At 61.1% G+C, this 14,222-nt stretch carries 13 protein-coding genes; 4 read left to right on the top strand and 9 right to left on the bottom strand.

Annotated elements, in window-relative coordinates; translation table 11 throughout:
* Nucleotides 1-154: 154 nt before the first annotated feature.
* Nucleotides 155-664, top strand: coding sequence for a hypothetical protein (locus JO015_18605; protein MBW0001108.1), 510 nt, complete (start codon nt 155-157; stop codon nt 662-664).
* Nucleotides 665-875: 211 nt separating this feature from the next.
* Here the strand turns inward: JO015_18605 and JO015_18600 are convergent, their stop codons facing one another.
* From JO015_18600 to JO015_18590, 3 genes are all read right to left on the bottom strand, one after another.
* The gene (locus JO015_18600; GenBank protein ID MBW0001107.1) at nt 876-2,294 is read right to left on the bottom strand and encodes an autotransporter outer membrane beta-barrel domain-containing protein; all 1,419 of its coding nucleotides are present in this window, start codon (nt 2,292-2,294) and stop codon (nt 876-878) included.
* Between the two features lie 340 nt (nt 2,295-2,634).
* Nucleotides 2,635-3,030: a hypothetical protein gene (locus JO015_18595; protein MBW0001106.1), complete on the bottom strand. Its 396-nt coding sequence runs from the start codon at nt 3,028-3,030 to the stop codon at nt 2,635-2,637.
* Nucleotides 3,031-3,390: 360 nt separating this feature from the next.
* A complete protein-coding gene (locus JO015_18590) occupies nt 3,391-4,251 on the bottom strand; it encodes an undecaprenyl-diphosphate phosphatase (protein MBW0001105.1) in 861 nt (286 codons plus the stop codon).
* A gap of 225 nt (nt 4,252-4,476) precedes the next feature.
* Here JO015_18590 and JO015_18585 point away from each other — a divergent pair, with 225 nt between their 5' ends.
* Nucleotides 4,477-5,460: an aldo/keto reductase gene (locus tag JO015_18585; protein ID MBW0001104.1), complete on the top strand. Its 984-nt coding sequence runs from the start codon at nt 4,477-4,479 to the stop codon at nt 5,458-5,460.
* A 225-nt stretch (nt 5,461-5,685) separates the two neighbouring features.
* Here the strand turns inward: JO015_18585 and JO015_18580 are convergent, their stop codons facing one another.
* Nucleotides 5,686-7,467 carry a hypothetical protein gene (locus JO015_18580; GenBank protein MBW0001103.1) on the bottom strand — a complete coding sequence of 594 codons (1,782 nt, stop codon included), beginning with the start codon at nt 7,465-7,467 and terminating at the stop codon, nt 5,686-5,688.
* Nucleotides 7,464-8,651 (bottom strand): cobalamin-dependent protein, encoded by a 1,188-nt coding sequence (locus tag JO015_18575; GenBank protein MBW0001102.1) that lies wholly within the window; start codon nt 8,649-8,651, stop codon nt 7,464-7,466. The genes JO015_18580 and JO015_18575 overlap by 4 nt, the downstream gene beginning before the upstream one ends.
* A 289-nt stretch (nt 8,652-8,940) precedes the next feature.
* On the opposite strand from JO015_18575, the gene JO015_18570 reads away from it, so the two are divergent.
* Nucleotides 8,941-9,333, top strand: a complete 393-nt coding sequence (locus JO015_18570; GenBank protein MBW0001101.1) for a hypothetical protein — start codon at nt 8,941-8,943, stop codon at nt 9,331-9,333.
* A 52-nt stretch (nt 9,334-9,385) separates the two neighbouring features.
* On the opposite strand, the gene JO015_18565 is transcribed toward JO015_18570, so the two are convergent.
* Both JO015_18565 and JO015_18560 read right to left on the bottom strand, forming a co-directional pair.
* Nucleotides 9,386-10,294 (bottom strand): TPM domain-containing protein, encoded by a 909-nt coding sequence (locus JO015_18565; protein ID MBW0001100.1) that lies wholly within the window; start codon nt 10,292-10,294, stop codon nt 9,386-9,388.
* Between the two features lie 56 nt (nt 10,295-10,350).
* Nucleotides 10,351-10,989 carry a LemA family protein gene (locus JO015_18560; protein MBW0001099.1) on the bottom strand — a complete coding sequence of 213 codons (639 nt, stop codon included), beginning with the start codon at nt 10,987-10,989 and terminating at the stop codon, nt 10,351-10,353.
* Nucleotides 10,990-11,221: 232 nt separating this feature from the next.
* Between JO015_18560 and rpsU the strand changes: the two genes are divergently transcribed.
* Nucleotides 11,222-11,416, top strand: coding sequence for a 30S ribosomal protein S21 (gene rpsU, locus JO015_18555; GenBank protein MBW0001098.1), 195 nt, complete (start codon nt 11,222-11,224; stop codon nt 11,414-11,416).
* Between the two features lie 411 nt (nt 11,417-11,827).
* Here rpsU and cobA read toward each other — a convergent pair whose 3' ends face one another.
* Complete coding sequence (gene cobA, locus JO015_18550) at nt 11,828-13,339, bottom strand: uroporphyrinogen-III C-methyltransferase (protein ID MBW0001097.1); 1,512 nt, start codon at nt 13,337-13,339, stop codon at nt 11,828-11,830.
* Nucleotides 13,332-14,210 (bottom strand): hydroxymethylbilane synthase, encoded by an 879-nt coding sequence (gene hemC, locus JO015_18545; GenBank protein MBW0001096.1) that lies wholly within the window; start codon nt 14,208-14,210, stop codon nt 13,332-13,334. Before hemC ends, cobA begins: the two co-directional genes overlap by 8 nt.
* Between the last annotated feature and the right edge of the window lie 12 nt (nt 14,211-14,222).

Below are 14,222 nucleotides of genomic sequence, written 5' to 3'. Positions count from 1 at the left end.
CGCCACGGCCCTTCCCGGCACACCGGCGTCATCCATCATTTTATCCGGCGCATTCGCTCCCTGGCCGGGCGACAAACGAACGTATGAAATGTCGTGTCTTCAAGCTGCAAGCCGGGCGGCACAAAGAATGCTATAATGGTACGGAGGTATGTATATGGAAACGAGGCACAACCTACGGCCCATCGTTGAAAACTGGCTGACCGATGTCCAGCGGCGGGGAGCAGAGCTCTATGCGCGACATGAAAGCAACGGGGTAGAGTACCTCTCTTTTGAGGGAAAAGACCACATCCGCTACAGCATCGACCTGGATTATACGCTCGAAGAAATCAACGTCCAGGTTAACAACCCGGCAACGTCACTGGTGAACCGCGAAAAGCTGGACCTGACCGAAGAAAACCTGCGTACGCTGGCGAAACGAATTGCACCGCTTCGCGGGGGTTACGCTTGCATCCCGGTGAGTCTGCTGGCGCAGCTTACCATTCTTTGTCATGCCTACCAGCGTTTGGTGGCGGATTTCGATGCAGCCCGGCACATTCACACCTCGACGCAAACCGTTCAGGAACTTGAGGCCGAGCTGAAGCGTTTTCTGACTCCGGAAGAACAGCGTCGAACGGATAACCCGCTGTTAACTAACCGGCTTAAACGCGGCACGGGAAAATCCTGACGTTAAACCAGGGCCGATTCGCGGGGATTGTTAGGTTTAAACTACCATCTGGCTGCTCAGCCGCAAGCTGACGGCTTTCTTGGAAGGCGGATGGTCGCGGTCCACGGAGCAGGTAACGGTTCACTCGAAACGACCTGGCAAGGATGTTGGCGGAACGAAAAAGGCCGGCCTTGACGAGCCGGCCTTCCCCAACTCCCGGTCAGAATTCAGCTTAGAATTTGTAGATCAACCCCAGGTTGAAGAAATGATCCGTGAACGAATCATTCGCCTGAACGTCGTAGTTGAAATTAACTGAGACGTTCGTGATCAGACCAAAGCTTGCACCGACGCCGCCCGTGAAGCTCTCGTGACCGAAGCGAGCGCTTCGGGTCTCGAAGGAACCAAGTCCTTCGAAGCCGCGGAAGGACGCATTCACGCTGTAGTATGGCTTCAGGAACTCATGTTCCCAGCCCCCCCAGATTGTATTGGTCAGACGCAGCCCGAGGAAGTTAAACAGGAAGACGAGCTTCCCGCCCGCGACGCTCCTTAAACTGTCGGCAGTGCCGTGGTGAACATCCAGATTGGCGACTGACCCCTGTTCGGCCGCGCCGGAATTCCAGAGATGGTCATACGAAATCTGGCCGAAAGGCGTGATCCCCAGATTGTCGCTGAGCCTGATCTGGTAGCCGGCCTCGCCGTGCGTGTTGACGTCGGCCGCCTGCGGCGCGCTGAACGCCTGCGTGCCGAAAACGTCGCGGTGGACGTCGTTCCAGCTATAGCCTCCGCCGGCGATTCCATTCACGTAGAAACCCACGGGGCCGCCGTAGGTGGCGTAAAGCTCACCGTTAACCTGTTGGGTGTGGGCGCTGCCGAAAACTTCTTTCGGGCTGATGTGCGTGTATTCGTAGCCCGCAGCGAGGCCGATCGCGAATTTCGGCACGACCTTGTAATCGATGCCGCCGATCACGCCACCGCCGTAGAAGTCAAAGTCGGCCGCCGTACGATCGATCCCGGCGCCTCCGCCGGTGTCCAGCGTTCCAATGTTGCCGATGCCGGTTACCCAAACACTGAATTTCGGTTCCGCAGGCGGGGGCGGCGGTGCGGTCACAGGCTGTTTACCTTCTTCGCCTTTACCCTCTTTCGAGTAGCCGGTCGTGGGCGCCGGTTGGGTGTACGTCGTGGCGGCGGTGGAAAACCCCTGCGTGCCCAACCGGATCTCGGCCAGGTGAGCATCGATATTGTTGAAGAAGTTTTCCGTGCTCTTGATTTCCACGAAACGCAGCATCGTGTACTGGTTAGCAGAGAGCGCATCCAACGCGCGAGGGAAGTTTACGATGCTGAAATTCGGGGTACCCGCCGCCAGCGCAGCCGGCGTGCCGGTCGCGACGTCAGCAAGAATGGCGGCCCTGATATCCGCCGCCAGGGGGGACGCAGGGGCGAGAGTGACCACCCCGGCTAACGGCGTTGCAACCTGTAATTCATTGTATGAGTACGGGTATGCCAGAAACCGGTTAATGACAGGAGTGGCGGTAGTAACGGTCAGAAATGGAATCTGGGCGAAACCAGTGACCGAAGCGAGTGCAAGTAAACCAGCAGCTAACCCAGGGGGCTTGGCTAACCGTGCGAAGATGTTTCGACGTAATACTTTCATAAAGTCCTCAGCAAGGTGTGATTGGTCTTAACGGCGCACCCGCGTCGTTAAGTGATCCGTGACGCCTGTTACCCCTCGTCACGCGATGACCTTACCCTGGGACCAGGCATGCTATCGGCAAGGCTGATGCGGAACACGACGTCTAACTGGAGGCGCAGCGCGGGTTACCTTGGCTTTCCCGGTTTCTCGTGCGCGCGGCAGCAAACTTTCAGTGCACCGCAGTAGACTACTCCCTGCCGAGCAACTTGATCTTGATGGTTAAGGCGCATCTATCCCTTCGCATGAGCTATTTGGTTGGATGCGTCAAGAACGAATTAACGCCAGTTCAGTGAACCGGAACCTAAATATCGGGCTGCGAGGTTTGTTGCTCCACGACGCGTGCCAGCGACCGCAAATAGTCGCGGCGCCACCGCCGGTAACGCGCTTCCTGGACGACAAAGGTCCCGGCGAGCACGAATACCAATATAAGGTAGAAGCTGTGGAATATTATAATAACTTCTATATCGGCGAGAATGATAAGAGGAACGTGCGCCAGGGCGCCGACGCTCAAAATCAGCAGGTGCAACAGTACCCGCGTCTCGGAAGGGCGGCGGTTCCAGATCCAAAGGGCGCGTTCCTGCTCTTCAGGGCTGAACGATTCGCCACTGCGTTCAGAGAGCCTGACCAGGGCCGTCGGATCCAGATCGGGGAACTGGTGGAAGATCCAGGAGCGGGGTGAAAGCCGTGGCTTGCTCATTGGTCAACTTCAGTAAGGGGGGCCGGGCTGTCCACCCAGGGCAGGCCGGCACGGTGGCTTCAGTATACCCGAAATGCCGGGGTGATCACCCAAAAACGACGGTCCGGCCCCAAGGGCAGGACGGCCCGTCCCGCACGCCGCTTTTTCCCCTTGGCTGCCGGGCGCCGGCTTAAACGGTTCAGACAGTTACCTCAGTAGAATTCGGCTCAGGGGGTGCCGGCGCCGGAGGATGCTCCGTACTTGGCTGAAACGCCTTTGGCCTGACGGGCCGGCATACCGTTTATACGGTCGGATCGGTGTAACGCCGGCGGGGCATCGGGAAGGAAGAAAAATTTTACCTCCGTAGCCGTCGAAACGGTATTAGAACCCGGCTGCGGAGAGTCCGAAAACCACGATCGCAGCGACGAGGCAGTAAATGCCGAAGAAGCTCCAGCGCCCCTGTTCGAGCCAGCGGGAGAGCAGCCACAGCGCCCCTAAACCGGCGACAAAGCTGCAAAGCATGCCGAACAGCCCCGGCAAAAGCAACGCGCCCCCATGCACGGGCTGAGCCGCACCCGCATTGGCCTTCAGCAAGCGCCAAAGTTCACGGGCGATCACGGGCGGGGTCAGCACCACGGCAAGGGCAAAACTGAATTCCTCCGCGTTCCGCCGCTCGATCCCGAGCAGCAGACCCGTCGAGATCGTTGCGCCCGACCGGGAAAATCCGCGGAACGGCAGGCAAAGTCCCTGAACCGCTCCGATGCATGCGGCGGAGGGCGCATCCGCGTCGCGAGCCTGCCGGGCCTTATGCCGGTCCTTGCCGCTTGCCGCAAGGATCAGCAACCCGGCGGCAAACAGCGCGCCTGCGATCAGCCGCAAATTCGAGAACAGGGTTTCGAGTTCCGCTTTGTCTGTGCCCTTCAGAAACGCTTTTTCAATGATGAACTGCAAGGCCAGGCCGAAAACGATCGTAATGACGGTGGCCACAACCACGTTGACCGCAACCTCGGTGAACTTGCGGGTACTCGAAAAATAGTGCTGCTTCCACGATCGCCAGAAGTAAACCAGCACGGCCAGCATCGTTCCGGTGTGCAGCATCACCAACAGGAACGTCATATCCGGAGCCGAAGGGTCCAGGCCCATCAGTTTTTCGGCAACGATCACGTGGGCTGAACTTGAGATCGGCAGAAGCTCGGCGGCGCCCTGGACAAGTCCCAAGAGGATGATTTGCAGAATATGGATCACGTCAGTGGCCTTTTCGGGGTTGTCCTTACCCGGTCAGAGTGCCTTTGGCAATCGTTCCGGGCAGATTCCGTGCAAAAAGGGCAAGGGCGCCGGCAACGGTGACCAGGCGCGCCGCAACCGGAAGGAAACCTTTTAAAACCATTTAACTTGCCGATGCGATCGTGGATGAACCTGCGGCCCCGCACCAAACCTGGGGTCGTGCGCGTATCGCGTACAGGCTTTATGAAATATCGAAGACTAGGCAAAACGAATTACGAGATTTCCGAAGTCAGCCTGGGCGCCTGGCAAATCGGCGGTGCTTGGGGTTCCGTTGCGGACGAGGACGCCATTCGGGTGTTGCATGCGGCGCTGGATGCGGGTGTGAACTTCATCGACACGGCCGACGTGTACGGCGACGGGCGCAGCGAACGGTTCATTGCCCAGGTGCTGGCGGAGCGCCCGGAATCCGTCCTGGTCGCGACCAAAGCCGGCCGGCGCCTTGACCCCCACAACGCGGAAGGCTATAACCGCAAGAACCTGACCGCTTTCGTCGAACGCAGCCTTGAGAACCTGCGACGCGAAACGCTCGATCTGCTCCAGCTTCACTGTCCGCCTATCGAAGTCTACTATCGGCCCGAGGTGTTCGAGGTGTTGGCCGACCTGCAACGCGAAGGCAAGATCCGGCATTTTGGGGTCAGCGTCGAAAAGGTGGAAGAGGCGATCAAAGCCATTAACTACCCGGAACTTGCCTCCGTGCAGATCATCTTCAACGCTTTCCGGCAGCGCCCCAAAGAGCTCTTGTTCGGGCTGGCGCAAAAGGCTGACGTCGGGATCATTGTCCGGTTACCGCTCTCGAGCGGATTGCTGGCGGGCAAGATCACCAAGCAGACCCAGTTCGCCCCGGACGATCATCGCAACTTTAACCGGTTCGGCCAACAGTTTGACCGGGGTGAAACGTTTTCGGGCGTCGACCTGGACCCGGCCCTCGAGGCCGTGGACCGTCTGCGGCCGCTGGTGCCGCCCGGGATCACCATGGCCAATTTCGCCGTGCGGTGGATCCTGGATCACCCGGCGGTTTCCTGCGTTATCCCCGGGGCACGGAACCCCGACCAGATAGCCCAGAACGTGTTGGCGTCCGACCTGGCGCCGCTTTCGGACGAACAGCACCACACGGTCGAGGAAATCTACGCCGCCTACATTCGTCCCCAGGTCCACCACCGCTGGTAGGAATCGGGTAACGGGTAACTGGTAACGCGTGGCGGGTACCGTGTGCTGTTCGGCGTGTGACTCTGAGCACTGTGACCAGGTATCAAGGGCCGGCATTTGTCTTCTCGCTGTCTTTCGCCCCCCGCGCCCTGTAAACGTTCCCGCCGTACTCGCCGGCATACCCGGGCATTGCACGGCACTCATTACCCGTTACCCGTTACGCGTTGCCAGTTACCCGTCACACCTTCACACAAGCGGCCGGAACCTGCCGACCTGTTCGCAGAGCCGCCTGGTGATCTGCCCGAGTGAACAGTGCTCAACGGTGTTGATGAGCTCGGCGAATACATTCGCGTTTTTATCCACCGCTTGGGAAAGTTGATCCAGACAGCGCTCGCTCTCCGCAGCGTGCCTTTTTTCGAAATCGTGGAGGCGGTCCAGGTGAAGCTGCTTTTTCGCCGCCGGGGTACGAACCATAGCGTGGTCCGGCCATACCGCTTCACCGTTACGGTAACGGTTTTGTCCGATGAGGGGGCGCTCGCCGTCGTGAATCTGGCGTTCAAGGGTGTAGGCTGACGCCTGGATCTGGCTGCGCTGGTAACGGCGCTCGACCGCACCGAGCACGCCGCCTTGTTCCTCGATGGTTTCAAACTCTTCCAGCACAGCTTCTTCCACCGCCTCCCCGATCACGCGCATGCCGGGCGACCCCGGCAAGGTATTCATCATGTGCCGGAACACGCCGCTTTCCTCGAGCAGAATGGCCTGGGCGTGAGCGGCGTAGCGGGCGTATTCTTCGCCCGGGGTCGTGAACGGTTCATCCGCGGCATTGCTATGGCAGGAATTGGTGGCGTTCATACAGGCCAGCAGCAGTTCGATGGCGGTCCGGGTAAGGTTATTTTTCCAGTCGGCCGCGATCAACGACCGGCCGCTGGTCTGGGTGTGAAGCTTCAGGAGTTGCGCCCGGCGATCCGCGTTGAAGGCATCCCGCATGCCGATCGCCCAAACTTTCCGGCAGACCCGGGCCAGGGCGACGTATTCGACGTCCAGGGCGCAGTCCAGAAAGAAGGAAAGCCGGGGCCCGAACGCGTTCACCTCCATCCCGCGATTTTGGAAATACTCGACGTAGGCGAACCCGTTTGAAAGGGTGTAGGCGGCTTGCTGCACCGGCGTTGCGCCCGCTTCGGCGATGTGATAGCCGCTGATGGAGATCGGGTACCAGCGAGGCATGGTGCGCGCGCAAAAATCGACCATGTCGGCGAGAAAACGGAGTGACGGCTCGATTGGAAAAACCAATTCATTCTGGGCCTGGACCTCTTTGAGCACATCAGCCTGGATGGTGCCGCGCAACTGCGTGAGGACCCCATCCCCGAACCGCCGTTTGGCCGCGGCCACGTACATGGCCAACAGGATCGGAGCGGGACCCGAAATCGTCATCGAGACGGAAACCTGGGGCTGGTCCAGGTTGAACCCGGCATACAGGCGCTCCATGTCGTCGACCGTGTCTGCGGCGACCCCTCCCTCGCCGATCTTGCCGAACACGCCATCCGCACCCGCTCCGACGCCGTAGAGGGTCGGACCGTCAAAGGCGGTGCTGAGGCGCTTGGAACGCTGGTTGCGCGAGAGGTAATGAAAACGCTCATTGGTGTCTTCCGGAAGGCCGAGGCCGGCGAAGAGGCGGGTCGGTTCCTCGGGCGGCACGGCTCGCGCCGGATGGTTGTTCTGCTGGATCGCCTCGCCCGGCTCAAGGTATTGCTCGCGGTAAGCCGCCGCCGTGAACGGGAACTCGCCCGGCAACCCGCCCTCCAGAAGGTACCGCAGGATTTCGCCCGGTTCGTCGTACGGCGGCAAAGCCAACCGGGGCAGCTCGAGCCCGGTCGGGGTACGCGTCGTACCGATTTGGGCTCTGACTTCCGCCCAGCGCGACATTACCTGGCCGGCAAAGGCCGGCTCCCGGCGGACGCGCCGGACTTGTTCCTGTACGTATCGACGATAGGCGCGAACCGCTGAAACAACCTGGCCGAGAGAACTCATAGACGACTTTGGATTTGAAGGAGGTGAGGGCTGCCGGGATCGGAAAGGTTACCCGCAAACAGGTACTCAAAGAGGCGGTCGACACCGGTGTCCCGGTGGAGATTTGCCTGCGTCAGAAAAAGCGGCACCGCGTCCGCGCGGCTCCGAAGGTGCGCCTGAATTTCGGATACGGCGGTTTTTGCGCCGCGCCTGTCCGCTTTATTGACCACCACGCAATCCGCGAGGTCGAGCATCGCGATCTTCTGCAGCTGCAGCCGGCTGCCGTAATCGGGCGGCAGCACCAGTACGGTCCGGTCGACGTAGCCTGGTTTCGGGCCAAACGGGACCGCTTCCTGGCCGGTGCCGACGGTTTCGATCAGCACGGCTTCGAACAAATTCGTCCCGGCCAGGTAATCCGAAGCGCGGCGGGTGGTTGCGCTTACTCCCCCGGCCTGGCCGCGCGTGGCGTTGCTGCGCATAAAAACGCGGTCATGCTGGGAGTAGATCATCGTTGCGCGGTCCCCCAGCAAGGCGCCCCCGCCGGCCAGACTAGGGTCGTGCGAGAGGATGGCAAGCCGCGAGCCGGAACCGAACGCACGCAAAAAGCGTAGCACGAGCTCATCGATCAAGGTTGTCTTGCCCGCGCCACCCGGACCGGTGACGCCGATCCGGAGGGTTCTCCCGCCCGGATGCGCCTGCGTGCCGGCCGGCAAGCCGGGCGCGTCGCTCTCCACGCGTTCCAGAACACTTAACGCCCGCCCAAGCGCGCGGTCAGAGAACGGCGGCTGCATTTCAACCGAACCCGGAAACGCCTCCTCGGCAATCCCGCGAGCGTAAGCCACCGCGTCGCTGAGCGGCGTTCCCGCAAAAAAGATCCGGTTAACCCCGCGCTGCTCCATGATTTTGGCGTCCGCCTGTGTGATCGTGCCGCCGCCTCCACCGAAAAGCCTGACGGATGCCCCGGCTTCACCCAACAGCCGGAGCACCTCCGTGAAGAATTCAACGTGGCCGCCGTTGTAAGTGGATATCCCGATCGCTCGGACGTCCTCCTGAAGCGCAGCCCGCACGATATCACGGGCGGGACGGTGGTACCCGAGATAAACCACCTCAAAACCGTGGCGAACAAGTTCCAGATTGACGGTGTTGACGGCGCTGTCGTGACCGTCGCAGATCGGCACGGCCGTTAACAGGCGGGTCGGGGGCATACCGCTATGATGCCACAAATGCCACGAGCGGAAAAATGCCGCGAATGAAGACGAGTGCCGGGTGCCGGGTGTCCGGTAAGAGAGACGGCGCTACTCGCTCTTCATTTGTGGCAGTCGTGGCATTTTTCCGCTTGTGGGATTTATTTTAAGCTTGAGTCCGGCGGCTGGCTGACAAAGCTAAGACGTGCGCGGAAGAGAAACGCAAGCAAGTGAGGCATTGGTGATCTGTCCACACTGTGGCGCGTTCTTCACGGCATGCCGGCCGGGTAACGGGGATGAAAGTTGGCCGGTGCTTTGGTGCCCGGCGTCGCCGCCGCACCCCGTCCGGGTGGCCCGTGTACGCATGGAATTGGCCGGTAACAGGTGCAATCTCGACTTGGTCGAGCCGCACGGGGTCCTGCGCAGGCATCAACCTTTTACCCGCTTCGACGGACCCCTTTGCGCGGTACGCCACGAACTCATGGGCATGTTTCTGGTGCACGCGAACGGCTGGGTCTATCGCCCATCCAACGGTCCGGCTCGTCCGTGCGTCTGGGATGCCCGGGCGGTTCGCCCCGAACGGGAAGGCATCTCACTGCGCCTGCTGCCCCGAGCCCTGCAGGTTTTTTTTCAGTACCATTCGCCGGCTTTTTTCGATCGCCAGGCCGTCGTGGTTGATCCTGCGCTGGAAACCATTTTCTAACGGTGCCCAGCTGCCGGAACGTCTCGCCGGGAAAGTGACGAATGGCGGCCGGTTACCACTTCGAACCGGCGCCACCCCCGCCGGTATCTCCCCCGCCGCCGGAGAACCCGCCGTCGCCGCCGCCGGAGAACCCGCCGTCGCCGCCGCCAGAGGATCCTCCGCCGGAAGGAAAAATCCAGAAACCTCCACCTCCGCCCGGCCGCCGGTAACCGTAGCGGCGCCGCGCTCGGCCCATCTGCGAGAAAATCAAGAAGAGGACCAGAATCAGGATCAGGCCGCCCCACCCGCTACCCTGGTCATGCCGGGCACCGGCCTGGGTCTGGGCGTGGGTGCGACCCGTTCCCCGGAATTCGCCACGGGTGGCGGCGATCATGGCATTCACGCCCGCCTCAATCCCCGCATCGTACTGGCCGGTCTTAAAGGCGGGCGCAATCACGTCTGCCGTGATTCGTTTGCACACGGCATCCGGCAGTGCGCCTTCAAGGCCGCGTCCCGTCTGGATCCAGATCTGATGCTCACGCACGAAGACGAATAGAATGGCGCCGTTATCCCGGCCGGCCTGACCCGGCTTCCATGCCCTGAAGACATCCGTGGTAAAAGTGAACTGGTCGGTGTCAGGCGGCAGATTCGGGAAGATGGCAACCACAATCTGGTTCGAAGTCTCGCGTTCAAACGCTTGCAGGCGCTGGTCCAGGCGGGCCGCCGTTTCGGGTTTAACGAGCGCTGCGTAATCATTTAAATAGTGATTCGGGGGTGGCGGGATCTGGGCGGCAAAGGCATGCGCCCAGGCCAACCAAAGCACCCACAACGCCGTCGCAGCTCTCGCCCAGGGCCCGGCCGCTCGCCTTCTGAACCGCTCCCTTGCGGTACGCCCATCCCCTTCCCGCATTCCCGGCCAAATGCCACTCCCCTCAAAACGGGTACCTGCACCCGGTCCGGCTGCCTTAGATGGTGTCGCCATCCACCAAATTCCGGCCATACAAGCCCCGGCGCAAGCGCCCCGGATGCGATTCGAGATCAACGCCCGGCCGGCGACGGGCTGAACGACGGAAAACTCACCGACGGCGCGTTCTCCGCGCCCGCCGCACTCTGGAAAAAGGGCTTAGGCGGGAATCCCAGGATGGCGGCGTAAAGCACGGTCGGAAACGTCCTTACCCGGACATTGTAGTTCTGCACAGCCCGGTTGAAATCGCCCCGGGCGACGGCAATCCGGTTTTCCGTACCTTCGATCTGGGCCTGAAGGTCGCGGAAGTTGTTATTGGCCTTCAGCTCCGGGTAGCGTTCGCTGACAGCCAGGAGGCGCCCCAGCGTTCCGCTTAAAGCATCCTGGGCCTGCTGGAACCGCTGCAGGGCCTGAGGATCGGAAGGCGCTTTCGACGGGTCGATGGTCACCTTGGTCGCGTTAGCGCGCGCGTTGACAACGTCGGTCAGGGTCGACTTTTCAAAGTTCGCTGCGCCTTCAACCGTTCTGACCAGGTTCGGGATCAGGTCAGCCCGCCGCTGGTACTGCGTTTGCACCTGCGCCCAGGCGGTATCGGCTGCGGCCGAAACTTGCACCAGGTTGTTATAACCGCCCACCACCAGCCCGCCCACGGCCAGCACGAGAACCGCCAATACCCCTAAACACCCCAGACCGAAAAGTGCTGCTCTATTCATTAATAACCTCCTCGCCGCCTCTAAGCGGCATCTTGGAGCAGGTTCCTACCCTGGCCGTTACCGTTTTCAAGTTAAACCATTTCGAAACTTTTCATTCCATCGGGCCGCCTCGGCGTTACCGGCTGGGCTCCAGCCAAATAGAGAGTAATTTGCGTACACCGTTGACGCGTCATGAAAGGGCGGCTACTATAAGCCCCTCAACCAGCCAGAGCACCGGAAGAAGAGAATCTTTATGCCAGAAGTGATTGTCCGTAAGGGAGAGCCAATCGATCGAGCGCTGAAGCGGCTCAAGAACAAGCTCGATGCGGAGGGGATTATGGAGGAAGTCCGGAGGTTGCGCGCGTTCGAGACCCCTAACCAGAAGGTTCGCCGTAAAGCGAAGGCCGCAGCGAAACGCGGCAAATTGAAGTTCCGCTTCAATCCCTGAGCTTCCCCCCCATTCAAAAGTTTTTATCGAAAACTCCACCGTCCGGTGGAGTTTTTTTTTACACGGCGTCACACCACGGGCATAGCGCAAAAGGGGCACACGGCGCCACGGCGGAACACGGCGACCACGGCGGGTCTGGCGGGCACAACGACTGAGTTCACACGGCGAACACGGCGGGCCACGGCGAACACGGCGAGAAGAGGGGAAAGCGTTCGGAGTTCGGAGTTCAGAGCGGCACCATGGAGGTTGGGTGCGAGTGTCAACCTTAGAGTCGCCGCCGGGTCTTGTTAATCTGTGTCAATCGGCGTAATCGGTGGACGTTTCCGCTTTTCTGCATTCTCTGCGTGTTCTGCGGACGATTTAATTTTCTCGCCGTGGTCGCCGCGTTCCGCCGTGGCGCCGTGTGCCTCTTCACGCCGTGTGACCGAATTGATCCACGATGGCTTCGACGAGCCCGTCGATGTCGTATCGGCTCGCCTGAATATCGACGCGCAAACCGCATTTACGCATCGTCTCCGAGGTAATGGGCCCGATGCTGACGGTCCTGAGCCCGGGCGGCCACGGAAGTTGGAGGTTGAGAAAGTTCTCGACCGTGGATGAACTGGTGAAAGTAATAATGTCGGCGCCCTCTTCGCGAAAACGCTTGAGCACCCCGTGCGGGTCTTCGGTTTCGGGTACGGTTTGGTAAGCGACGGCCTCATCGACGATGGCGCCGAGGGCGGTGAGTCGTTTCGGCAACACGTCACGGCTCGTTTCGGCGCGAACCACCAGGATCCTGATATTTTCCACGCTCCCCTGTCCCTGCAGGGCGCTCACCACGGCTTCCGCAACGAATTCCGACGGCTGCACGTCCACCCCGAGGTGATAATCGCGGATCCTTTGAGCGGTGGCGGGACCGATCGCGGCAATGCGCACGTTGCCGATCTCGCGCAGGTCACTATAAAGTTTGAGGAACATTTCAAAGAAGGCCTCAACGCCGTTCACGCTTGAAAAAATCACCCAGTCGTACTGGTAGGCGTCGCGCACCAGTTCGCCAAATTCCATCAGGTTCTTCGGCGGGAGTATGCGGATCGTCGGGATCTCCAGCACGTCTGCCCCGAGCAGCCGCAACCGGTCGCTGAGGTTCCCGGCCTGCTTCCGAGTACGGGTGACGACAATCCGGCGCCCGAAAAGCGGCCGTCTCTCAAACCACGCCAACTTTTGCCGAAGCCGGACGACCTCACCCACAACGGCGACCACCGGGGCGGTCAAACCTTCGGCTGCCTCCGTTACGTGGGCGAGATCACTTACCCTGGTGGTCTGCTGGCCGGTTGTACCCCACCGGACCAGAGCGATCGGCGTGTCCGGGGCTGCACCGGCCTCCTGGAGGCTGCGCACGATTTCGGCCAGCCGCTCCATCCCCATAAGCATGACAAGGGTACTTCCACTCTCGACCAGGGCGCGGTAGTTGATCTCGGATCCGGCTTTGGCCGGATCTTCATGCCCGGTAAACACGGTGAACGAAGAACTATAATCCCGGTGCGTGACCGGGATACCGGCGTAGGCCGGCGCCGCCACGGCCGAACTTACGCCGGGAACGATCTCGAAAGGCAGGCCGGCCTCGGCCAACGCCTCGGCTTCTTCACCTCCCCGGCCGAAGACGAACGGGTCACCGCCCTTGAGGCGGACCACCACCCTGCCGGATTGGCTCCGATCGATCAGCAATTGGTTGATTTCATCCTGGGAAAGCGTGTGACGGCCCGCCTGTTTGCCGGCGTAAATCACTTCGGCTCCCGGCTTGGCCCACTGCAAGAGGTCCGGATTGCAAAGGTAATCGTAGATCAAAACGTCCGCCTGCTCGATCGCCGCTTTGGTCCGCAGAGTCACGAGCCCCAAATCGCCCGGGCCGCCTCCGGCCAGGATGCATGTACCATTACTACTCATAAATTTTCTCCAAAAGCGCGGCAGCCGCACCTCGATGATCCTCAAGGGGGACGGCCACCTGCCCCGTTCGCGGGTTGGTACCCCGGTCAAACACCACGGCCTGAAGGTGCAACGTGTTGTCCGCAGTCCAAGTTCGAACCCCCACGGGTACGCCGCAACCGCCGTTAATCAACTGCAGAAAATCGCGCTCGGCCCGGGCGCAGTGCCAGGTCGCCGGGTCATTAATGCGTTCCAGGCAACCGCGGGCCCGTTCGTTGGCGGTTTTAATCTCCAACCCAATGATGCCCTGACCTGCGGCCGGGAGCATCTCGGGTAGTTCGACCGCGTAAAGGCTCACGTCTGCAGACTGCACCAACGCGGACCCCGTGCTTAAGCCGAGCCTCCGGAGACCGGCTTTGGCCAGGACCAGCCCGAACAAGGAAGGGTCGCCGGCGAGTTTGGCGAGCCGGGTCGGCACGTTCCCTCGAATCTCGGTGATCTCCAGGTCCGGCCGGAGGTAAAGAAGCTGGCACGCCCGGCGGGCACTGCTCGTCGCAATCTTCACGCCGGCCGGCAGCTGAACCAAAGTTGAGGGCGTCCGGGTAACGAGCACATCGGCCGGATCCTCGCGAGGTAAGACCGCCGCAAGTTCGAGCCCGTCAGGCAGTGTGGTCGGCAAATCTTTCAGCGAGTGCACCGCAACGTCGATGGCGTCCGCGAGAAGCGCCTGTTCGATCTCCCGAGTGAAAAGCCCGCGCTCAAGGGCCGGCCCCGGGTCCAGCAGGCTCACGTCGAGACGGCGATCGCCGGTGGTCGTGATTTTTACGATCTCCACGGGCACGGCCGGGTCGAGGCGGGCCAATGCACCTGCCGCCAGCCGGGTTTGCGCCATGGCCAAAGCGCT

The sequence above is a fragment of the Verrucomicrobiota bacterium genome, assembly GCA_019247695.1.
Classification (GTDB): domain Bacteria; phylum Verrucomicrobiota; class Verrucomicrobiia; order Chthoniobacterales; family JAFAMB01; genus JAFBAP01.
Note: the sequence above shows the minus strand (reverse complement) of the source record. Positions and strands in the feature narration are given on the sequence as shown.